This window comes from Pseudomonas fluorescens (assembly GCF_030344995.1).
Taxonomy (GTDB): domain Bacteria; phylum Pseudomonadota; class Gammaproteobacteria; order Pseudomonadales; family Pseudomonadaceae; genus Aquipseudomonas; species Aquipseudomonas fluorescens_BF.
Map to the genome: position 1 here is coordinate 4,368,842 of NZ_CP128260.1, position 22,312 is coordinate 4,391,153.

Annotated in this window: 19 protein-coding genes; 12 read left to right on the forward strand and 7 right to left on the reverse strand. The window is 60.7% G+C overall.

What is annotated here, in order from left to right:
* The first annotated feature begins 151 nt into the window (after positions 1 to 151).
* On the forward strand, positions 152 to 1,318 hold the full coding sequence (gene ampC / locus QR290_RS19540; protein WP_289203387.1) for a class C beta-lactamase: 1,167 nt from the start codon (positions 152 to 154) through the stop codon (positions 1,316 to 1,318).
* A 61-nt stretch (positions 1,319 to 1,379) separates the two neighbouring features.
* On the opposite strand, the gene QR290_RS19545 is transcribed toward ampC, so the two are convergent.
* The gene (locus tag QR290_RS19545; protein WP_115078551.1) at positions 1,380 to 1,688 is read right to left on the reverse strand and encodes a hypothetical protein; all 309 of its coding nucleotides are present in this window, start codon (positions 1,686 to 1,688) and stop codon (positions 1,380 to 1,382) included.
* A gap of 487 nt (positions 1,689 to 2,175) precedes the next feature.
* Between QR290_RS19545 and QR290_RS19550 the strand changes: the two genes are divergently transcribed.
* On the forward strand, positions 2,176 to 3,543 hold the full coding sequence (locus tag QR290_RS19550; RefSeq protein WP_102687124.1) for an AAA family ATPase: 1,368 nt from the start codon (positions 2,176 to 2,178) through the stop codon (positions 3,541 to 3,543).
* Entirely contained in the window at positions 3,536 to 4,156 is a 621-nt protein-coding gene (locus QR290_RS19555) for a retron system putative HNH endonuclease (RefSeq protein ID WP_289203388.1), read from the forward strand. Before QR290_RS19550 ends, QR290_RS19555 begins: the two co-directional genes overlap by 8 nt.
* A gap of 87 nt (positions 4,157 to 4,243) precedes the next feature.
* On the opposite strand, the gene QR290_RS19560 is transcribed toward QR290_RS19555, so the two are convergent.
* From QR290_RS19560 to QR290_RS19575, 4 genes are all read right to left on the reverse strand, one after another.
* The gene (locus QR290_RS19560) at positions 4,244 to 4,810 is read right to left on the reverse strand and encodes a DUF4174 domain-containing protein (protein WP_289203389.1); all 567 of its coding nucleotides are present in this window, start codon (positions 4,808 to 4,810) and stop codon (positions 4,244 to 4,246) included.
* Between the two features lie 205 nt (positions 4,811 to 5,015).
* Positions 5,016 to 5,801 carry a sulfite exporter TauE/SafE family protein gene (locus QR290_RS19565; RefSeq protein ID WP_011335062.1) on the reverse strand — a complete coding sequence of 262 codons (786 nt, stop codon included), beginning with the start codon at positions 5,799 to 5,801 and terminating at the stop codon, positions 5,016 to 5,018.
* Between the two features lie 104 nt (positions 5,802 to 5,905).
* Positions 5,906 to 7,120, reverse strand: a complete 1,215-nt coding sequence (locus QR290_RS19570; protein WP_289203390.1) for an MFS transporter — start codon at positions 7,118 to 7,120, stop codon at positions 5,906 to 5,908.
* An 81-nt stretch (positions 7,121 to 7,201) separates the two neighbouring features.
* Positions 7,202 to 7,951 carry a hypothetical protein gene (locus QR290_RS19575; protein ID WP_289203391.1) on the reverse strand — a complete coding sequence of 250 codons (750 nt, stop codon included), beginning with the start codon at positions 7,949 to 7,951 and terminating at the stop codon, positions 7,202 to 7,204.
* A gap of 246 nt (positions 7,952 to 8,197) precedes the next feature.
* Between QR290_RS19575 and QR290_RS19580 the strand changes: the two genes are divergently transcribed.
* The 3 genes from QR290_RS19580 (at position 8,198) to QR290_RS19590 (ending at position 10,758) form a co-directional block, all read left to right on the forward strand.
* Complete coding sequence (locus tag QR290_RS19580) at positions 8,198 to 9,346, forward strand: aldose epimerase family protein (RefSeq protein WP_289203392.1); 1,149 nt, start codon at positions 8,198 to 8,200, stop codon at positions 9,344 to 9,346.
* A gap of 90 nt (positions 9,347 to 9,436) precedes the next feature.
* Entirely contained in the window at positions 9,437 to 10,258 is an 822-nt protein-coding gene (locus tag QR290_RS19585; protein ID WP_289203393.1) for an aldo/keto reductase, read from the forward strand.
* 29 nt (positions 10,259 to 10,287) lie between these two features.
* On the forward strand, positions 10,288 to 10,758 hold the full coding sequence (locus QR290_RS19590) for a DUF1810 domain-containing protein (RefSeq protein ID WP_289203394.1): 471 nt from the start codon (positions 10,288 to 10,290) through the stop codon (positions 10,756 to 10,758).
* Here QR290_RS19590 and QR290_RS19595 read toward each other — a convergent pair.
* Positions 10,723 to 13,083: a DNA polymerase II gene (locus QR290_RS19595; RefSeq protein ID WP_289203395.1), complete on the reverse strand. Its 2,361-nt coding sequence runs from the start codon at positions 13,081 to 13,083 to the stop codon at positions 10,723 to 10,725. The genes QR290_RS19590 and QR290_RS19595 overlap by 36 nt on opposite strands.
* Before the next feature lie 189 nt (positions 13,084 to 13,272).
* On the opposite strand from QR290_RS19595, the gene QR290_RS19600 reads away from it, so the two are divergent.
* Positions 13,273 to 13,713, forward strand: a complete 441-nt coding sequence (locus tag QR290_RS19600) for a CBS domain-containing protein (RefSeq protein WP_007959054.1) — start codon at positions 13,273 to 13,275, stop codon at positions 13,711 to 13,713.
* Here QR290_RS19600 and QR290_RS19605 read toward each other — a convergent pair whose 3' ends face one another.
* Positions 13,714 to 14,337: a glutathione S-transferase N-terminal domain-containing protein gene (locus QR290_RS19605; RefSeq protein ID WP_289203396.1), complete on the reverse strand. Its 624-nt coding sequence runs from the start codon at positions 14,335 to 14,337 to the stop codon at positions 13,714 to 13,716.
* A 1,067-nt stretch (positions 14,338 to 15,404) separates the two neighbouring features.
* Here QR290_RS19605 and QR290_RS19610 point away from each other — a divergent pair.
* The 5 genes from QR290_RS19610 to QR290_RS19630 all read left to right on the forward strand — a co-directional run bounded on the left by QR290_RS19610 (position 15,405) and on the right by QR290_RS19630 (position 22,312).
* The gene (locus QR290_RS19610; protein WP_289203397.1) at positions 15,405 to 16,223 is read left to right on the forward strand and encodes a TonB family protein; all 819 of its coding nucleotides are present in this window, start codon (positions 15,405 to 15,407) and stop codon (positions 16,221 to 16,223) included.
* Positions 16,224 to 16,272: 49 nt separating this feature from the next.
* Positions 16,273 to 16,977 carry a MotA/TolQ/ExbB proton channel family protein gene (locus QR290_RS19615; RefSeq protein ID WP_007959058.1) on the forward strand — a complete coding sequence of 235 codons (705 nt, stop codon included), beginning with the start codon at positions 16,273 to 16,275 and terminating at the stop codon, positions 16,975 to 16,977.
* A complete protein-coding gene (locus QR290_RS19620) occupies positions 16,977 to 17,378 on the forward strand; it encodes an ExbD/TolR family protein (RefSeq protein ID WP_011335072.1) in 402 nt (133 codons plus the stop codon). Before QR290_RS19615 ends, QR290_RS19620 begins: the two co-directional genes overlap by 1 nt.
* Before the next feature lie 208 nt (positions 17,379 to 17,586).
* Positions 17,587 to 20,292 (forward strand): TonB-dependent receptor, encoded by a 2,706-nt coding sequence (locus QR290_RS19625; RefSeq protein WP_289203398.1) that lies wholly within the window; start codon positions 17,587 to 17,589, stop codon positions 20,290 to 20,292.
* 148 nt (positions 20,293 to 20,440) lie between these two features.
* The gene (locus QR290_RS19630) at positions 20,441 to 22,312 is read left to right on the forward strand and encodes an extracellular solute-binding protein (RefSeq protein WP_289203399.1); all 1,872 of its coding nucleotides are present in this window, start codon (positions 20,441 to 20,443) and stop codon (positions 22,310 to 22,312) included.

Consider the following 22,312-nt stretch of genomic DNA (forward strand, 5'->3'; position numbering starts at 1 on the left):
CCAAATTTTTCTAATGGCTCGTCCGAGTTTTCATCGTTTGTCGAAAGACGCCGGACTGCCTAGATTTGCGGCGCTGATCAGCACCCCGATGAAAAAACGCTCGCAGTGTAGCGGGATAACACCATCAACACTCATGGAGAGTGGTTCAAGCATGTCTTCGATCAACCTGAACAAACTCAAGTCCTTCAGCGCTTTTGGACTCTTCTTCGGCGCCGCCACTTGCCTGGCCGCCCCGCAAACCGACGATCAGTTGCAGGCGCTGGTCAAGACCACCGTGACTCCGGTCATGCAGCAACAGGACATCGCGGGTCTGGCCGTGGCCGTGACCGTCGCTGGCAAGGCGCATTACTTTAACTACGGTGTCGCCGACAAGAGCACCGGGCAAACGGTGAGTGAAAACACCCTGTTCGAAATCGGCTCGGTGAGCAAAACCTTCACCGCAACCCTCGCCGCCTACGCCCAGGCCAGTGGCAAACTGGAGTTCTCCGACAAGGCCAGCCAGCACTGGCCCGAACTCAAAGGCAGCGCCTTCGACCACATCAGCCTGCTGCAACTGGGCACCTACAGCGCCGGCGGCCTGCCGCTGCAATTCCCGGAGGCTGCGGATTCTTCCGACAAGATGCTCGGCTATTACCAACAGTGGAAACCGACGTATCCGGCCGGCAGCCATCGCCTGTATTCCAACCCGAGCATCGGCCTGTTCGGCTACCTCGCAGCAAAAAGCCTCGGCCAGCCGTTCAATCAGGTCATGACCGAAACCCTACTGCCGAAACTCGGGCTAAAGCACACCTTCCTGTCGGTGCCCGCGTCTGAAGAAAAGCTCTACGCCCAGGGCTACGACAAGAACAACAAACCCGTTCGAGTCAGCCCCGGCGCCCTCGATTCCGAAGCCTACGGCGTAAAAACCAGTGCCGCCGACCTGCTGCAATACGTCCAGGCCAACCTCGACACCGCGAAACTCGAAACGCCTCTGCAAAAAGCCATCGCCCTCACCCACACCGGCTACTACACCGTCGGCGACATGACCCAGGGCCTGGGCTGGGAACGCTACACCTACCCGATCAGCCTCGACCGCCTGCTGGACGGCAACTCGACGCCGATGGCCATGGAACCGCACAAGGTCAAATGGCTGAATCCGCCACAGTCTGAACCGGCGAACGTGCTGCTGAACAAGACCGGCTCTACAGCAGGCTACGGCGCGTATGTCGCGTTCGTGCCATCGAAGAAAGTCGGGATCGTGATTCTGGCGAACCGTAATTACCCGAATGGAGAGCGGGTGAAGATTGCGCACAGGATTCTGGGTGAGTTGACCCGGTAATCACGCCATAAAAAACGGGCGACCTGAGAAGGTCGCCCGTTTTTATTTGAGGATTTGAAAACTACGCCTGTAGCTTCCAGCCCAGTACATCCATCAGGTCACAGCTGTCGCGCAGAGGGATTGCCAGCACCCGGGCGAAATCCTGCAGCAGTAATGCGTCGTGGCCGGTGCCTTCTCCGAGCGAAATGGTTTCCAGCAATTGGGTCACGCTACGTAATCGGTAGGCGGCAGTGCCGTGGAGTACGTCTACCGGGGCTTCGCGGTCGATCAGGAGACAGGGAATCTGGCAGTCGATGCCGGTGATGGGGATGTAGCGGGGTTTGGTTGAGTCGGTGGAAAGATCAGGTGATTCGAAATCCGTCTTCTTCATAAGTGAAACTCCAATGGGGATTGTTAAAAACGCTACCCATCTCACTTCCACATGAGGGTGGCAGCTGTACGCAGGCGTGGAAGACCGAGCCAATCACCCAAACCCGGCGCACTCGAAAGTGCTCCCGCGTACAGCCACCATAAGGCCGCGATGTTGACATAAAAGATGTCTCCATGCGCTTTACGAAGCTTGGTGAATGAGTCTGAAACCGGACTTCCACATCCGACCGCTGATTCTGCAGCGGCCCAATGAGGTTATCGGCGTACGACTCAAGCCACCAGTTCACCAACGCCGCCGCATTTTGAAGGAAATGTCCGACGGGATTGAAGGGTGTTGCGCAGCTCATCAAGCTGGAATATGCGGCAACTATTTTCATGAGTGACCGGGTGAGATGGAGTATCTACACTCCATCGAATCAATCCGTGGCCGGGGATGACATAATGCGCGCCAAAGCTTTTAAACCGACTGACCCTCGAAGGGCGTTGTAATGGAAATTAACAAATTTTTTATCGAAAATATCGGCAGGTTTGCCGAGTTGGAGATTCAGCTAGCACCAACGAACGCGCACCCATCAAATGTCACGGTCCTCGTAGGAAACAACGGCGCCGGAAAAACCACCCTGCTGAAGTCACTAGCTACTTCTTTAAGTTGGTTTATCGCCAGAATTCGTAATGAGAAAGGCAACGGAAACCACATTTCCGACGAAGACATTCGGATGGGTACCAATGGCAGCATTGTCCTCATTCAGATTGCCGATACTTCTCATCCGCGCACAAAACTTCCTAATGCTGATTCTGAAGCCTCTCTGTTCATTTGGGGCCTTGTACGTGTTCGTCGTGGACGAAAAGCTAATCTTCATAGCTCACTGCTGGAAGCGAGCCTACTGGCAGATCATTACCGCAATCAACTAACCACTAATGAAAGGGCATCGTTACCGTTAGTTGCCTACTATCCAGTAGAACGCTCGGTTCTAGAAATCCCGCTAAAAATAAAAACCAAACACACCTTTGACCAACTAGACGGCTACGACAACGCACTAAACCGAGGTGTCGACTTTCGCCGCTTCTTCGAGTGGTTCCGCGAGCGCGAAGACAGCGAAAACGAAACCGGCATTTCCGATTCGGCGCTGGCTGAAATTTCAGAAAAATTTGGCCCGAACAGTGAGGTCTGGCAAACCCTGTCCAAACTGAAAGCCTCCTCCCGTGACCGTCAACTAACAGCCGTCCGCTCAGCCATCGCCGCTTTCATGCCCGGCTTCACCAACCTGCGCGTGCAACGAAAACCACGCCTGCACATGGCCATCGACAAGGACGGCGTCACCCTCAACGTCGCCCAGCTCTCCCAAGGTGAAAAGTCGATGATGGCGCTGGTCGGCGATATCGCCCGCCGCCTGGCAATGATGAACCAGTCCCTGGACAACCCACTCCACGGCGACGGAATTGTGCTGATCGACGAAGTGGATCTGCACTTGCACCCGAAATGGCAGCGCAGTCTGATCCGCCAACTGAGCGAAACCTTCCCCAACTGCCAGTTCGTGCTGACCACTCACTCGCCACTGGTCATCAGCGACGCCAAGGATGTGCTGGTTTACGTGCTCAATGACGGAGAACTCCACGAACACAACGGCCTGTACGGACTCGATGCCAATCAGGTGCTGCTGGAAGTCATGGACACCGATATCCGCAACAGCGACGTTCAAAAACGCTTGAACGCACTGCTCGAACGCTTGCAGGACGGTGATCTGGAAACCGCACAGAAGCTATTCGCCGAACTGGCAGAAGAACTTCCAGACGGTCATATCGAACTGGCGAAAGCAGCGCTGTTGCTGCGCAAGCTGGAGTTGCGCCGTGCGTAAGATCACCAAGGGAGGCGAGCCGGAACAACTCATCAGATGGAAACGCGCCAACACAACATTACGTTACCGGGACCTGCCCAGCGAAGAACGTGTGAGCGTGCGCACGGCCTGTATAGCGGAACAGTTCAGCCTTTGCGCCTATTGCTGCCAGACCATTGCAGGCGACAACTCACATAACGAGCACGTTGAAGCCCAAGATAAAGCCCCCAATCGCACATTGGAGTTCACCAACATCGTCGCCAGTTGCCAGCGCCAGAATCAATGTGGACATCATCGAGGCACCCGCCCACTGGATCTGACGCCCTTGATGGAGGAGTGCGAGTCAGAATTGAAGTTTTACCTGTCCGGTAGAGTGACCGGCAAAACTGAACGCGCAAATACAGCCCTGGAAATCTTGAATCTCGGTCATACCGAAGAAAGCAATCGCGGACTCATAGGGGCGCGGAAACAGCTGGTTGATCAGCTGATCTTTACAGGAGGCATGCAACCCGATGACCTTGAAGATGAAGAGCTACTGGGCATTCTCCTTGATGACATGTTGACTCCCAAGAATGGTCAGCTCGCGGCCTTTTCTCCGGTTCTGGTCAATGTCATCCGTCAGCTCCTGCCCTGATATTCAAAGCATCGGGGTCATTCCGGCGGACAAAAAAATGGCGAACGCTTGATAACGTTCGCCATTTTTATTCAGAGCCTGCCTCAATCAATCATCCGGCATTTCCGGCGGCTTGGCCGGTTTGGTTGGCTTCGCCGGTTTGGTCCCTTTCGCCCCCTTGGCCGGTGCCGGTTCTGCAGCAGCCGGGGCCGTCACCACGGTGGAAGTAGTTTCTTTCTCGGCGGCAGGCAGCGCATCGATGGTGTCGAAAATTTTCTTCAGGTCGACCGTCGCAGCCTCCTCCCCCGAAGCCGTCAGTTTGGTCTCGCCATCCTTGCCCACCAGAAAGACTTTCGGATACGCCCCGGCGCCCAGCTTCAGCGAGCGCAGCAACGCCATGGTCTGCTGCTGCTCCATGCTTTTGCCATCGACCTGACCGCTCATGCTCAGAATGGTGTAAACCTTGATCTTGCGGTCGGCGATGCCTTGTTTGTTGGCCGGATCGTCCAGCGCTTTTTTCAGGCTGACCCAATAAGAATCGACCGTACTGGAAGCGATCACGATCACCGGGCGGTTGATGCCCTTGTCGACGTCCAGAGGGGAGTCGCCGTCGGCGGCGAACAGGGGGCCGGCAATCGCCAGCAAGAGTGTCAGGGTCAGTGACCTGATGAGCATGCGCATCTCCTTTTGATATCCACGCTCTAATGATTGCGCATCGCGGCGATTGTTCCGGGGGGTGCCCGGCAAAAGTGTTTCGCCTTGCCCAAAGCTTAGGTCAGCACCGATTTTGCGCAACCGGTTGGGCGCGACCCTGTGCCCATTTGTTTACCTTTCATGCCGCGTCAGCTGACGCTCAAGCCTTCGGGGTCATGGATGCCGATCAGAACGCCAGCTTGTAACCGATCAACACCAGCATCGTCGCCAGGCACGGGCGCAGCAGTTCATCGGAAACGCGGCCGGTCAGGTGGCTGCCGAGCCAGATGCCCGGCAGCGAACCCACCAGCAGAAAGCCCAGCACGCCCCAGTCCATGTTGCCCATGCTTGCGTGGCCGAGGCCGGCGACCAGGGTCAGCGGTACGGCGTGGGCGATTTCGGTGCCGACCAGGCGGCGGGTCGGCAGCAGCGGATAAAGTATGAACAGCGCGACGGTGCCGAGGGCGCCAGCACCGATCGAGGTCAGGGCAACCATGGTGCCGAGGATCAGACCGGTGATCACGGTCATGACATTCAGGCGCGCGCCGCTCGGGTTGTAGTTGCCGCCGGCACGTTTGTGGGCGAATTCCAACAGGCGTTTCTTGAACAAAATTGCCAGCGCCGTGGCGAACAGCACGAAGCCCAGCGCTTGCTTGATGATGGCGTTCATCGCATCCGGCGCAGTGTGCAGGGTGCTGAGGAACCACAAGGTCATCGCGACCGCCGGGACGCTACCCAGGGTCAGCCAGCCGGTGATGGCCCAGTCGATGTTCTTGTTCTTCCTGTGGACCAGCACGCCGCTGGATTTGGTGATGGCGGCGTACAGCAGATCAGTGCCCACCGCCGTGGCCGGATTGATGCCGAACCACAGCAGGATCGGCGTCATCAACGAACCGCCGCCGACTCCGGTCATGCCAACGATGAACCCCACCACCAGCCCGGCAATCACCAGACCGAAATTTGCCAATTCCATTAAGACGTCCAGACAGACCACAGGAAAATCCGGCCCGCAGCATAACCAGTTTTCTTATAACGACCTATATCGATCGGATCTATCGTTATGCAATTTTTTAAGTGTCAGTGTTGCCGCCGGCCCGGTTTGAAACTGTGAGTGCTGTTGAGCCAGACCGTCGCCAGCGCGATCAGCGACAGGATCAGCAACGCCCACGGAAACGACATGGCCCCTGCCCGGTCCAGCAGCAGGCCGCCAAACAATCCGCCGCCGGCAATCGCTACGTTCCACGAGGTGGTGAGCATCGCTTGCACCACATCCACATGTTCCCCGGCGGAGTCCGCTGCGGCCGTCAGCAGCAACGTCGCCAAACCGCCAAACGACAATCCCCACACCGCCATGCATGCGTAAATCAGCCAGGGCGACGGCGCGGCCAATGCCAGCACCAGCGCGGTCACGGCAAACACCGCGAGGCTGATCAGCGCCAATCCGCGCAGCCAGCGATCCACCAGCAGGCCGATGATCCAGATCCCCAGCAACGAGCACAGACCGAAGGCCAGCAGCACCAGATCAACCCGCTCGCCAAGGCCTGCCTGCGTCAAAAACGGCGCGATGTAGGTGTAAAGAATGTTGTGGCCGAGCATCCAGGTCAGCACCACGAACAGCACCGGACGTACGCCAGGCAAACGCAGCGATTGCATCAGCGGCAAACGCTCGGCGCGGGCCTGACCCGGACGATCCGGCACCGCGATGACAATCCACGCCGCCAGTACCAGCGCCAGTGCCGACATGATCCCGAACGAGGCGCGCCAGCCGATCACATTGCCCAGCCAGGTGCCGGCCGGCGTGCCCAGCGACAAGGCCACCGGCGTGCCGAGCATGGCAATCGCCAGCGCCCGGCCCTGCTGATGCACCGGCACGATCCCGCGCGCGTAACCGGCCATGATCCCCCACGACAGCCCCGCCGCCATCCCGGCCAGAAACCGCGAGGCCAGGGTCAGTCCGTAATGGCTGGAGAACGTGGTGATGGTGTTGAACAGCAGAAACCCGCCGACCGTCATCAGCAGCACCCGCTTGCGCCCCCAACCTCGGGTGGCGACCGTCAGCGGAATCGCCGCGACAATCGAGCCCAGCGCATACAACGTCACCAGTTGCCCGGCCAGCACTTCGCTGACGCCCAGGCCGGCGCCGATCTGCGGCAACAGGCCGGCGGGCAGGGTTTCAGTGAGGATGGCGATGAAGCCGGTCATGGCAAACGCCAGCAGCGCGGCGTAAGGCAGTTTTTCCGTGCGAGTGGCACGTTCCAGGCTCGAGTATTCGGCGCTTGCGGGGTCGGTCATGACAGGTGCAGCTCCCTTTGAGTCAAATCGGACGACAAATTGTATACAAATATTATCGTCCGCCACTCTACCCGACCTGGCTCATTGCACGGGCAAAAAATTCAAGAACAGCAGGCTCTGGGCGTAATTCAGGCCAATGCGCCGGTAGCGCTCGTCGAGCATCTGGGTCAGCAGATCCAGACGCGCCACGACTTTGCCGAACTCCGTGGCGAAACTCAGGTTACTGCCCTCCTCGGAAATCTCGTTGGAAAACAGTAGCGGCTGGCCTTCCTTGTTTTGCCGCTGAGCGAGGATCCACGTGGCTTTCTCGATGTTGCGCGCGGCGTTGTTGACGAAGGTCGGGTTGATCGCATCGGTCATGTAGAACTCGGTGCGGTTGCCGTGGGCGGTGACCAGCATGCTGCCGATGGCATAGATGAACGCGCCGACCCGGTCGCCGAGAAACTCCGGGCTCATCGCATAGCTCAGCGCTGCCAGGTCTTTTTTGCCACCGAGGGTTGGCAGCGGTTGTTGCTGTTCGATGGCCAGCCGCACTTGTTTGACTGCGGTCTTGATGTCGAGGAAGCCTGATTTGCGCAGCTCCTCAGGGTTGCGCAAATACAGCTTGCCCATCAGCCGATAGAGGCTGTCGAGGTTGTCGCGCATCGCCAGCGTGGCCATGCGATCGACGCTGGTCTGGAGAAATTCCTGAGGTCTGCCCTCGCGCATCTGGGTGATGAAATTGTTGCCGTCCTGATGGCTGCAACCGCCGAGCAACAGCGTCGACAGGCAGGCCAGCAGCAGGCACGGACGATGAATGAATGCAGCGATGGGGTGCAAAACTCTCGGCATGAATTCTTTGACGGACACGTTCCTGTGCGACGGAAGTCACCGCACCCTGGCCATGGATAGAGCCGGGGATTTCGCAAAAGTGCAGTGCCGGCGTGGATTCCCGACCTTCGGCGCACGCGGCCCAAGGAATTTAGTCCGACTTTATTTTTGCATTAACCGTTTCATCCGCTATAAATTTTCACTAAAACATTAATTAGCATGACTATTTAGAGATTTTTAAAACAACAACAAAAAGGAAGGTCAACCATGCTTCAATCCCGACACTCACTCTGCGGCCTCGGACTGTCCCTGATGATCGCCACCCTCTCCGCCCAGGCCGCCGGCCTGACCAGCGAACACAAAGCCTTCGGCAAAACCAATGACGGCACGCCCGTCGAGCAATACATTCTGCGCAACAGCCACGGCATGCAGGCCACGGTCATCACCTACGGTGCGACCTTGCAGGCGCTGCAAGTGCCGGACAAACACGGCAAGCTCGACGACATCGTCCTCGGCTTCGACGATGTGCAGGGTTACCAGAAAGGCACCGCGTACTTCGGCGCGACCATCGGCCGCTTCGGCAATCGTCTGGCCGACGGTGCCTTCGAACTCGACGGCAAACGCTATCAAGTGCCGCAGAACGACAAGACCAACGCCTTGCACGGCGGCACTCAAGGCTTCGACAAAAAGGTCTGGAAGGCGAAGGAAACCAAAGACAAGGACTCGGTGGGCGTGACCCTGACCTACCTGTCGGCGGATGGTGAAATGGGTTTTCCCGGCAACCTCACCACCGAAGTGACCTACCGCCTCACCGACAGCAACGAGCTGCGCATCGACTACAAGGCCAGCACCGACAAACCGACGGTGCTCAACCTGACCAACCACAGCTACTTCAACCTCGCCGGCGCCGGCAATGGCGACATCCTCAAGCAGGTCGCCACCCTGCACGCCAGCCATTACACCCCGGTCACCGCCAAACTGATCCCGACCGGCGAACTGACCCCCGTGGCCGGCACACCAATGGACTTCACCAAACCCACCGCCATCGGCCAGCACATCAAGGCCGATCACCCGCAACTGAAATTCGCCGAAGAAAAACAGGGTGGCTTCGATTTCAATTGGGCGCTGGACACCAAGGGGGACGTCAGCAAACTCGCCGCCGAAGTCAGCGACCCGCAATCCGGTCGCCACTTGCAGCTGTTCACCAACGAACCGGGCGTGCAGTTCTACACCAGCAACTTCCTCGACGGCACGGTCAAGGGCAAGGGTGGCAAGGTCTATCCGCACTGGGGCGCGTTCACTCTGGAGACCCAGCATTACCCGGACTCGCCGAACCAGCCGAACTTCCCGAGCACCCGCCTCGATCCCGGCCAGACCTACACGCAGAGTGTGGTGTTGAAGTTTTCCGCGAAGTAAGCATTTGACCTCCTTTCTGGAACCGGACGGAACCCGTGGGCTATCCTGCTGCCCACCCAAGGTATCGACCGTTTCAGAAAGGAGGTTTGGATGCGTACCCTCGAATTGGCTGGCGTGCAGGTTCCGGTGATTGGCCAGGGCACCTGGCGCATGGGCGAAGACCGCTCGGCGCACAAGCGTGAAGTGGCGGCCCTACGCAGCGGCATCGAACTGGGCATGACCCTGATCGACACCGCCGAAATGTACGCCGAGGGCGGTGCCGAAAGCGTGGTCGGCGAGGCCATCGCCGGCCTGCGCGATCAAGTGTTCCTGGTGAGCAAGGTCTACCCGCACAACGCCAGCCGCAAAGGCATTCCCCAGGCTTGCGAGCGCAGCCTGCGCCGGCTCGACACCGATTACATCGATCTCTATCTGCTGCATTGGCGCGGCCAGTATCCGCTGGAAGAAACCGTCGAGGCCTTCGAACGTTTGCGCGAAGACGGCAAGATCGGTCGCTGGGGCGTGTCGAACTTCGACGTCGATGATCTTGAGGAACTGTCTTCATCGGCCTGCGCTACTAACCAGGTGCTGTACAACCTGGAAGAACGCGGCATCGAATTCGACCTGCTGCCGTGGTGCCAGCAAGAGCGCATGCCATTGATGGCGTACTGCCCGATCGGCCAGGGCGGCGCGATGCTGGCCGAGCCGGTGTTGAAACAGATTGCCGCTCGTCACGGCGTGACCCCGGCACAGGTTTCGCTGGCGTGGATTCTGCGTCAGGATGGCGTGATTGCGATTCCCAAGGCCGTGCGCCCGGAACACGTGCAGCTCAATGCACAAGCCGCGCAACTGCAACTCGATGCCGGGGATCTGACGGCGCTGGACCAGGCGTTTCACGCGCCACAACGCAAGCAGCGGCTGGCCATGGTCTGAGCCACCGCCGACTGACAGAGGGCTTCGCCATGAGAAGCACTGATCAGGACGATCCATTCAACCTGCAACGCTTCGTGCTCGCCCAGGATCCGGTGTTCGAACGGGTCCAGCGCGAGCTCGGCGAGGGCCGCAAGCGCAGCCACTGGATGTGGTTCGTGTTCCCGCAGTTCGCCGGGCTCGGGGGCAGCGAGATGTCGCGGCGGTTCGCGATCAACTCGGCGCCGGAAACCCGCGCCTACCTCGATCACCCGTTGCTCGGCGCCCGGCTGCGGACCTGCACACAGCTTGTGCTGAACGTGCAGCAGCGTTCGATTGCCGAGATTTTCGGCCATCCGGACGACCTCAAATTCCACTCATCGATGACCCTGTTCGCCCAGTTCGCCGAAGAAGACAGCCTCTGGCATCAGGCGCTCGAGCGTTACTTCCACGGCATTCAGGACGAATGGACCCTTCAACTGCTGGACTCAAAACAGGCCCAGTTGCCCCCCGATCAGGGTTGAGAAATCGTCGTCGACAAACGGCAGGATCGCATCCGCCACCGGTTGCAGCTGCCGGGTGATGTAGTGGTCGTAGTCGATGGCCGCGCGGCGCACTTCCAGCGGCTCGGGGCCGGCCAGGGTGATGACGTAGCTGATCCAGCCGCCGTTCTGGTACTGGCGCGGGCGACCGTGCTGCGCGTTGTAATCGTCGGCCAGCCGTGCGGCGCGCACGTGGGGCGGTACGTTGCGTTCGTAGTCGTCGAGAGTGCGGCGCAAGCGCTTGCGGTAGACCAGTCGCTCGTCGAACTCGCCGGCCAGGGTCTTGCGCACGTACTCGCGCACGTAATCCTGATACGGCTTGCGCTGGAAGATCCGCTCGTACAGTTCCTGCTGGAATTGCCGGGCCAGCAGCGACCAGTCGGTGCGCACGGTTTCCAGGCCTTTGTAGACCATTTCCTCGCTGCCGTCGGCGCGGGTCACCAGACCGGCGTAGCGCTTTTTGCTGCCTTCCTCGGCGCCACGAATGGTCGGCATCAGGAAGCGTTTGTAGTGGGTTTCGAACTGCAATTCGAGGGCGCTTTCCAACCCGTACTGCTCGCGTACATGCTCGCGCCACCAGTCGTTGACGTGCGCAACCAGCGCCCGGCCGATGGTCGCTGCTTCTTCCTGACCGTGCGGGCGACGCAGCCAGACGAAGGTCGAATCGGTATCGCCATAGATCACCGCATGCCCCTGAGCCTCGATCAACTGCCGGGTACGCAGCATGATTTCGTGGCCGCGCAGGGTGATCGACGAAGCCAGTCGCGTATCGAAAAACCGGCAACCGCTGGAACCGAGCACGCCGTAGAAGGCGTTCATGATGATTTTCAACGCCTGTGACAGCGGCGCGTTGTGCTCGCGCTTGGCGGTCTCGCGACCCTCGGCGACCCGGGCGACGATGGACGGCAGGCAATGCCGGGTGCGGGAGAAACGAGCACCGCGAAAACCCGGCACCGAGTCGCTGTCATCGGGATGCTGCAAGCCTTCGATCAAGCCCACCGGGTCGATCAGAAAGGTACGGATGATCGACGGATAAAGGCTCTTGTAGTCGAGCACCAGCACCGACTCGTACAGCCCCGGTTGCGAGTCCATGACAAACCCGCCGGGGCTGGCCTGCGGCGGGTTGGTGCCGAGGTTCGGCGCTACAAAACCCTGACGGTGCATCAACGGCATGTACAAATGAGTGAATGCCGCCACCGAACCGCCGCTGCGATCCGCCGGCAGGCCGGTGACGCTGGCGCGTTCCAGCAAAAACTTCAGCAGCTCGGTCTTGGCGAAGATCCGCGTAACCAGTTCGCAGTCCTTGAGGTTGTACTTGGCCAGCGCCGGTTTGTCCTCGGCGAACATGCGGTTGATTTCGTCCATGCGCTGGTACGGATTGTCGATCGACTTGCCCTCGCCGAGCAAAGTCTGGGCGACGTTTTCCAGGCTGAACGAGGGAAAACTCCAGGTCGCCGAACGCAGGGATTCGATGCCGTCGATGATCAGCCTTCCTGCCGCTGCCGCGAAGTAATGAGTGCGGCTGCCGTGTTCACGCCACTGCATTTCCTCACCGCCGCGCCCGAGCTTAAGCGGCACGCCGAGACGCCGGGCGTGTTCGTGGAGGATGCGCAAATCGAACTGCACAAGGTTCCAGCCGATGATCGCATCGGGGTCGTGGCGGGCGAACCAGTCGTTGAGCTTCTTCAAAATCAGGGTGCGCGATTCGCAGTACTCGAGGTCGAAGTCGACGATGCTGTCATCGCCGTTCGGCGCGCCGAGCATGTACACCTGCCGTTCGCCGCAGCCTTCCAGGGCGATGGAGTACAACTCGCCCTGCTCGGTGGTTTCAATGTCCAGCGAGACCAGCCGCAATTGCGGGCGATAGTCGGGCGCAGGCTTGAGGTGCGCGTCGAGCAGCACACCGTCGGCATCGGGCGTGCCGCTGAACCACACCGGCGCGGTGATGAAACGTTCCATCAAGTAGCGCTCGGGCGGTCGCACATCGGCTTCGAAGACATCGACACTGTGGCGGTTGAGCGCGGTTTCCAGGCGCATCAACTGACCGTGCTGCTGGCAATACAGACCGAGCACCGGGCGATGCTCGAAATCCTGCAAGGCGAGGGGGCGCAGTTCGACGTTCTTTTCGTCCGCCAGCACCCGCTCGGCCTGCTCGCGCTGTGCCGCCGGGATGAACGCCACCGACGGCTGATGCGGCAGACGCACACGGCGCGGCCCGGCGTCGGTCGCCAGCCAGAACTCGACTTCGGTGCCGGCCGGGGTGTCGCGCCAATGCCGGGTCAGGACGAAGCCCTGCTGTAAATCCACCACTGCGACCTCAAGAATTGATTCAGACGGGCATTCTACGCGGCATTGCCGAAACCCGTGACAAAGGCCTCGCCATGAAAAACCCGGTCAATTGACGTTTTTTGCGTGTTATCTGCCGTTTTGCGGCCTTGCTCTGCGCGCCTGCGTCTACGATGCTTGGAGAACAACGACAACACCTGAGTAACCGCCATGAAAACCGTCGCCCAGCTGCTCAAGCTCAAAGATCAGAAAAATCAGGAAGTGCACCAGATCAAACCCGATCACATGGTGCTCGAAGCGCTGATGAAAATGGCCGAGAAGAACGTCGGCGCCCTGCTCGTGGTGGAAGACGACAAAGTGGTGGGCATCATCAGCGAGCGCGATTACGCGCGCAAACTGGTGCTGCACGGGCGCTCCTCGGTGGGCACGCCGGTGCGCGACATCATGGTGGCGAACGTGATCACGGTGGACACCCATCAAACCGTCGACACCTGCCTTGGCATCATGTCCGACAAACGCCTGCGTCACTTGCCCGTTGTTGAGGACGGCAAGCTGATCGGCCTGTTGTCGATCGGCGACCTGGTCAAGGAAGCGATTGCCGAACAGGCCGAGCTGATCAAACAGCTGGAGCAGTACATTCGCGGGGAGTGATCAGCCAGGCCAATGCCGCGCAAAGACCGGCGCCAGCACCGGGTGCCGGTCGATGCGTTGCAGCCACGCATGAAAACCGGGTCGGGCCTGGCGCAGGTGTTCGCGGGCACCGGCCCAGCGCGTGACCACCGCTGCCAGCACGTCCAGCGCCCCCGGCGTTTCATCGTCCAGGTACAGCTCGGCGGAGAACTGGTCGGCAAACACCTCCCAGGTCCAGTGCAGTCGCTCCCGCGCACCCGCCATCAGATTCTGCCGCGAGGCCTCGTCCGGCATCACCAGCCAGCGCTCGGGGTAATCAATGACGCCGATGGCCGCGTAGCAATTGCTGACGATGTACACCAAACCGCGAATCGCCTGATCCCGGTCAGCACCTGTCGCGGGCAGCAGACCGGATTGCGGGAAGCTCAGCCCCAGATGAATCAGGATCGCCGCACTTTCGGTGATAGCACTGCCGTCCGGCAGTTGCAGGGTCGGGATCTGTTTGAGCGGGTTGAGCCGCGCCAGCTCTTGCGCCGCTTCCGCGCTGGCCTCGATATCGATGAAGCGGTAAGCCACCTGGCACAGCTCGAGCGCCGCTTCGATGGCCGCCGCCCCTGAATTGCGATGTCCGTAGAGCTGATACATATCCCATCCTCCACTGCGAAAGGCATCCGGCCTGGCCCTATTTATAGCTGTTGTATCGAATTTGGCACGGATTGCGCATTCATCGGCAGCTTGCGAATCCCTGATCTCGCAAAACAGCGCTGGCGGTGCCCATCCCGCACCAAGAGCAATCAGCGAACGCTATCCGCGTTCTTGTAAGGTGCGATACCGAACCAAAAGTTCGCGTATCCGAGCTGGCAACAAGGAGTTCACCGCGTGAATCTTCATCTGCTGCGCCACACTCTTCTCTCCGTGCCCCTGTACCTGCGCCGTGTTCGTCCGCCGAACAGTCCGTGCATTCCTTTTATTACCTGAACGCCTGCACTATTTATTTTTTAAATAGCACGCAAGAAGCCATTGCGTGCGCGCTGCATTAATGAATGCAACAACACATTGTTCGACAATAACTTCAAGACAGCACACTGATACAACTTTCGCTGTTCGGCGTTAATGTCCGAAGCGCACCAAAACTGCACTTTCAATCATTACACCGAGCCCGACTTTATTTAGACAAAAACAAGGAACATCGCCCGTGACCCGCTAAAACACTGACCCGCACCAAATCAGTCCGCCACGCACCATCACGCGCCCTGGCCGACACGAGAACAGCCGCTCTATCTCGCTGAACAGCGCGATACCGCGCCAAGCCTGTCTCGCCCTGAAAAAAGCCCTGTAAACAGGGCTGTCGGGAGGTTATGCGCCCATGAAAACCGGTGTACTCAATGAAACTTATATAAATGCGACATACGTATCATCCGTGAAATAACCGCTACACATTTGTTTACTGTTTGGCACAGCGGTTGCTATTGCATCAACCATGAGGGCAAGAATGACATTCGCCACTCAGTCATAAAAGAACAGCCACGGACCGGATCAATGAACCATCGAAGTCGGCATTACTGAAGCAACAAACTGCACAAGCCCTGTTCAATAGATAGTTCAACTATCGGCTTCTGCACACCTGTATGAAAGTTGCGACCACTCACTCGAACAACGCCTTGTTGTTCGAACGGCACCTTATTGCCCTTCATCCACCCGAGGGAGCTTTAATGAACGATGCGGTAAAGCACAGAACGCCGCCGGGGCCATTACCGAACGCAGCGCTTGCGTCGGTGGCGGGTCGGCCCGTCTATAAGGCCAACACTTCGCAGCCCGGCGGCCTGAACAAACAGCAGATGCTGTTGCTGGTAGCGGTGTCGGCATTGATACACGGCGGCGCCTGGTGGTTTTTCCAGCAGGCGCGGGCCGAGCCGCTGCCGACGCCACCGGAAATTCCGGAAATGACCGTCGAGCTGACCAGCCCGACACCTCCGGCCCCGCCGACACCGGAGCCGCCGCCCCCACCGCCGCCACCGCCCGAACCGGAACAACCGGTGGAAGACGAGGACGCGGTCAAGCCACCGCCCAAGCCGGTGGAGAAACCCAGGCCGATCGAAAAGCCGAAACCGGTCGAGAAACCCAAACCGGTGAAAAAGGCCGAGCCGCCGAAAGCGCCGCCCGCCCCTGCGCAACCGGCAGCGCCTGCCGCTCCGGCCACCCCGAGCGCGCCTCCGACACCTGCGGCGGCACCGGGCCCGGTGAAAGAGTCGGCGGCGATTTCCGGCCTCGCCAGCCTCGGAAACCCGCCGCCGGAATACCCGTCGCTGGCCCTGCGGCGCAACTGGGAAGGCAGCGTGGTGCTGCGGATTCAGGTGCTGGCCAACGGTCGCGCAGGCTCGGTGACGGTAACCAAATCCAGCGGCAAACCGCAACTGGATGACGCGGCAGTCGCAGCGGTGAAGGCCTGGAAGTTCATTCCGGCCAAGCGCGGCGACACACCGATCGACGGCTTCGCCACCCAGACCATCGATTTCAAATTGCCGCAATGACGGCGCGACAACCGAACTCACAACCGATTAACGCAAGCGAGGTGTAGCCATGAACGATTCTTTGTCTTCGATGATTGTCCCCGGCGTGCTCTGGGGGCTGGTGCTGTTTTCCGTGGTCAGCTGGGCGATCCTGCTGGTCAAGTCGGCGCAATACCTGCGCCAGAAAACCCAGAACCGGCAGTTCAGCAAAGCCTTCTGGGGCGCGCCTGATCTGCTCACCGCCGCCGAACACGCCAGCCAGTATCCGGGCTCGCTGGCGCGGATCGCCAGCAGCGGTTTCGAAGCCTTGCTGGTGGAAGAATCCCCGCGCACCACCCAGCAACTGGCGCACACCATCAACCGTTCCGACCGACTGGAACGCAACCTGCGCCAGCAGATCCAGAAGGAACGCCGCTCGCTGGAAAACGGCCAGGCGATCCTCGCCAGCATCGGCAGCACCGCGCCGTTCATTGGCCTGTTCGGCACCGTGTGGGGAATCATGGAAGCCCTGCAAAGCATCGGCGCCAGCGGTTCGGCCAGCCTGGAAACCGTGGCCGGGCCCATCGGCCACGCGCTGATCGCCACCGGCGTGGGCATTGCCGTCGCAGTGCCGGCGGTGCTGATTTACAACTTCTTCCTGCGGCGCCTGAAGCTGGCCTCGGCGGACATGGATGACTTCGCCCACGACTTCGACGCCCTCGCCTCGCGCAGCGCGTTTTCCATCAGTCGCCAGGCCATCGCCAAATCCACGGCCGCCGTGCGGGAGGCCAGCTGATGTCCTTTTCCACTCAAGACAGCGATGAAGTGCTCAGCGAAATGAACGTCACGCCGCTGGTGGACGTGATGCTCGTGCTGCTGGTGGTGTTCATCGTCACCGCGCCGCTGATGACCAACGCGATCAAGGTCAACCTGCCAAAAACCGATGCCGTCGCCCCCGCCGAAAAGAAGGATCCGGTGGTGGTCAGCGTCGATCAGGACGGCAAGTTTTTCCTGGCCAAGACCGAGCTGGCACCGGAATCACTGGAGGCCAGCCTAAAGGAGGTCAAAGCCAAAGATGCCGACGTACGCGTGCAGCTGCAGGCCGACTCCGCCGTGAATTACGGCCAGGTCGCCAAAGCCATGGCGTCCATCGAGCGCTCGGGCATCACCAAGATATCGGTGATGACCACCCGCTGACGGCGGTGCCGGGCGCGCAGTGAGGGACGCGCCCGACACCGTTCGTTGAATCCCGTCGCAATCGGCCGACCGAAAAAACGCAGCGCGTCTTCGGAGGGGATCGGCTTGCTTGAAGAAAGTGGTTTTCGCGGCGCGGCACCACCGTGCTCCGTGCAAAGAGGGCTCACAAGGCCATTTCGATAAACGTCTAACAAAGTCGGAAACAACCATGCTGATGAACACTCCACGCTTCACGCTCAAACCCTTGGTGGCGACGATTTCCCGCCACCGTTTCGTTCCGTTGTACCTGGTGGCCATGGGGATGGGCGCCGGGGTTCAGGCCGCCGAGGACGACAACAGCGTCCCGGCCGCCGCGGCGGTGGTCGCGCCGACCACGCAACTGCAACGGGTCGAAGTGACCGGTTCGGCGATCCGTCGGGTCGACGCGGAAACGGCGGTGCCGATCACCGTGCTCAAGGCCGAAGAGCTGCGCAAACAGGGCGTGACCACCACCGCCGAACTGGTGCAGCGCATCACCGGCAGCCAGTCGATCAACAACAGCGCGGGCTCGGTTGGCGCGGCCACCGGCGGCGCATCGTTCGCCGACATGCGCGGCATCGGCGCGAACAAGACGCTGGTGCTGCTCAACGGTCGGCGACTGGCGAACAACGCCCTGTCGGGCACCAACTCGGCCGGCGGCGCGGTGGATCTGAACATGATCCCGTTTGCCGCGATCGAGCGCGTGGAAGTGCTGCGCGATGGCGCCTCGGCCCTGTACGGCACCGACGCCATCGGTGGCGTGATCAACTTCATCACCAAGAAATCCATGACCGACGGCCAGCTCACCCTCGGCGGCGAAACCCCGACCCACAGCGGCGGCGGTGCGACCAAGGACATGAGCGCCAGCTGGGGCTACGGCGACCTGGAGCAGGACCGCTTCAACGTGCTCGGCGTGTTCAACTACAACAAGCAGCAGAACCTCGACGCCAACGACCGCTCCTTCGCCCGCGACTACGTGCCCGGCCGTGGCCTGGACCAGACCTCCGGCACCGCATTCCCCGGCAACTACAGCCAGAACGGCAACGCCACGAACCCGCTGGCCAACAGCAATTGCAACGGCCCCAACCTGGTGGCCCGCGACGGCCTCTGCCGCTTCAGCACCCGCGAATACATCGACCTCGTGCCGCAGACCGAGAAGACTTCGTTCTTCGGCAAGACCACCGGCAAACTGGCCGACGACCACAACGTCAATCTTGAATACTTCTGGTCGCGCAACAACAACGCCACCGCCGTCGGCCCGGCGCCATTGACCGGCCTGAGCCTGGATTCGTCCTCGCCCTACTACCCCGGCAACGGCATCACCCCGGCGCCCACCGGTTTCGCCCTCGACCCGACGCAACCGGTGGACGTGAACTGGCGCGAAACCGCCGCCGGCCCGCGCGAATCGAAAGACCAGAACACCAGTCAGCGCTTCCTGCTGAGCTTCGACGGTCTGGTCGGCGGCTGGGACTACAACGTCGGCGCCTCGTACAACCAGAACAAGATCGTCTCCAGCGTCACCAGCGGCTACGTCAGCGATCAGGCGATGATCGACGGTCTGGCCAGCGGCCTGCTCAACCCGTTCGGCCCGCAGACCAGCGCCGGTCAGCAGTACATCGACCAGGCCGCATACCACGGCGCCTACTCCACGGCGGTCGGTCGGGTCGCCGGTTTCGACGGGCGGATCAGCCGCGAGATCGGTGACTGGTTCGGTGCCGGCCCATCGGGTCTGGCGCTGGGCGGCGAGTACCGCAAAGAGAAATTCCACCAGGACTTCGAAGCCTTCGCCGGCGACATCCAGAGCCTGGGCATAGACCCGGCCGGCAGCGTCGAGGGCGACCGCAGCGTGAAAGCTGCCTACGCGGAAATCAACGTGCCGGTGCTCGACAGCCTGGAATTGTCCGCCGCCGTGCGTCACGACAAATACAGCGACTTCGGCAGCACCACCAACCCGAAATACTCGTTCCGTTATCAGCCGCTCAAAGAGCTGGTAGTCCGCGGCGCCTACAGCGAAGGCTTCCGCGCGCCGTCGCTGTATGAGTTGTATTCGCCGCGCAGCATCACCTACACCCAGGGCTACTACAACGACCCGGTGCTGTGTACCGGCGGCGTGGTGCAACCGGGCGGCAACGGCGGGCGCGATTGCGGTCAGCAGTTCCTCAACCAGATCGGCGGCAACGAAGAGCTGGCCCCGGAGAAGGCTCGCAACGTAACGTTGGGCTTCGTTTATCAGCCGGTCAGCAATCTGTCGGTGGGCCTGGATTTCTGGTGGATTCACATCTCCAACCAGATCCAGCCGTTCCCGGAATCCACCGTGTTCGATCAGGCCGGCAGCTACCCTGACCGCTTCGTGCGCAACGCCGACGGCACGCTCAACTACATCGTCACCGGCAACGCCAACCTCGGCATCGTCGAAACCAACGGCGTCGATGTGTCGCTGGACTATCGCTTCCCGAACACGCCGTACGGTCAGTTCGGTCTGGGCCTGCAAGGCACTTACGTCGACGAGTACGACTTCCAGAGCACCATCAAGGGCCCGTTCACCGACAAGGTCGGCGACTTCAAGGGTGATGGGGTGATTGCCCGCTGGAAACACAACCTGACCGGTTCCTGGACCTTCGGTGCCGCCCGCGCGGCGCTGACCAACCGCTTCACCACCGGCTACAACGACTACGACCGCGAGACCAACGCGCGGGTCGCGTCGTACTCGGTGTGGGACCTGTCGGCCGGCTACACCTTCGACAAGGTGCTGGACGTGGATGCCGGGGTGAAGAACCTGTTCGACCGCGATCCGCCATTCTCCAACCAGGCCTACAACTTCCAGAGCGGTTATGACCCGCGCTACACCGATCCGCTGGGCCGCACGCTGTTTGCGCGCATGACGTACCACTTCTAAGGATCGAGCACTGCATAACCCTGTGGGAGCTGGCTTGCCAGCGATGGCGTCGTGTCAGCCGACATCGACTGCACTGACATACCGCTATCGCTGGCAAGCCAGCTCCCACATGGGTCTTTGTTCTTTCAGAGGTTTGAGGAGTGATCTCATGAGCTTTTTGCGCAACATGGCCGGCCTGCTGCTCGGCAGCGCGCTGCTGTGCAACGCGGCAGCTGCGCTGGCCGGCGGCAGCTACGCGATGACGGTGTACGGCGAGGCGCCGAAATACCCCGCCGGTTTCCAGCACTTCGATTTCGTCAATCCCGATGCCCCCAAGGGCGGCTCGCTCAGCCGCGCTTCGATGGAGATCGGTCAGTACAACTACATCACCCCGTATGCCGATCAGGGCATTTCCGTGGTGCAGGTCAACGACTGGGTGTATTCGCCGCTGGCGTTCCGCTCGCTGGACGAGCCCTACACCGTCTACGGTCTGGTGGCGCAATCCATGGAGCGCGATCCCGGCGGCCTGTGGGTGCGTTTCAACCTCAATCCCGAGGCGCGTTTCGCCGACGGCACGCCGATCACCGCCGAGGACGTGCGCTACACCTTCGAGCTGTTGATGACCAAGGGCAGCCTGAGTTATCGCCAGCAATACGCCGATGTGCAGGACGTGCTGATCGAAGGTCCGCGACAGATTCGCTTCACCTTCAAGAACAACCTCAACCGCACCCTCGCGCTGGATCTGGCGTCGCTGCGACCGGTGCCCGAGCACTGGTGGAAAACCCGCGACTTCGCCAACGGCGGCGGTTTCGAACCACCACTGGGCAGCGGCCCGTACCGGGTGAGCAAGGTCGACGCGGGCCGCAGCATCGGTTTCCAGCGCGATCCGGATTGGTGGGGCAAGGACCTGCCGGTCAGCCGCGGGATGTACAACTTTGACAGCCTGACCGTGAATTTCTACGGCGACACCGACGTCGCCCGGCAACTGCTGCAAGCCGGGGCGTTCGACTACAACCGCGAGTTTTCCTCGTCCGGCTACGTGGTCGGCTACGACAGCCCGGCCCTGCGCGACGGTCGTCTGCAACAGGCGATTCTCGCCCCGGACAAACCGACCAGCGCCCAAGGGTTTGTGTTCAATCTGCAGAACCCGCTGTTCAAGGATCGCCGCGTGCGTCAGGCGCTGAGCCTGCTGTGGGATTTCGAGTGGACCAACAAGCAGATGATGCGCGGCTTCTACGTGCGCCAGAACAGCTACTGGCCGAAGAGTGAAATGGCCGCCACCGCCCTGCCCGACGCCGGAGAACTGGCGATCCTCGAACCGCTGCGCGGACAGATTCCGGACGAGGTTTTCAGCCGGGTCTATCAGGCTCCGAAAACCGATGGCAGCGGCTACATCCGCGACAAGCAGTTGCAGGCATTGAAGCTGCTGGCCGAAGCCGGGTGGACGCCGAAAAACAACCGGCTGGTGAACGCCGCCGGCGAGCCATTCGAATTCACCTTCCTCGACGGCCAGGGCGGCTTCGACCGCATGCTGCTGCCGTACAAACGCACCCTGGCGCAGATCGGCATCACCCTGAATCTGCGGCGCATCGATTCGGCGCAGTACATCAACCGGCTCAACGCCCGGGACTACGACATGATCGTTACCAGTTTCCCGCGCAGCGGCGATCCGATCGTCTCGCCGGGCCGCGAGTTGTACAGCCTGTATGCCTCGCAGAGCGCGACCCAGGTCGGCAGCTCCAATTCGATGGTGCTGGCCGACCCTGCGGTGGACCGGCTGATCGACGGCCTGGTCCAGGCCAATACCCGCGACGCCATGGTGCGTTACGCCCGCGCCCTCGACCGGGTGCTGCAATGGGGTGACTACATGATTCCCAACTACTACTCCAAAGGCACACCGACGGTGTATCAGAACCGTTTCGGCATGCCGTCGGTGCAACCAATTTACAGCGAAGGCCTCGACACCTGGTGGGAGGTCTCGGCCAAGCCGCTGACCAATCAGCAGATGAGCGCCCTGCACCAGCTCGCGGGGGGCCAGTGA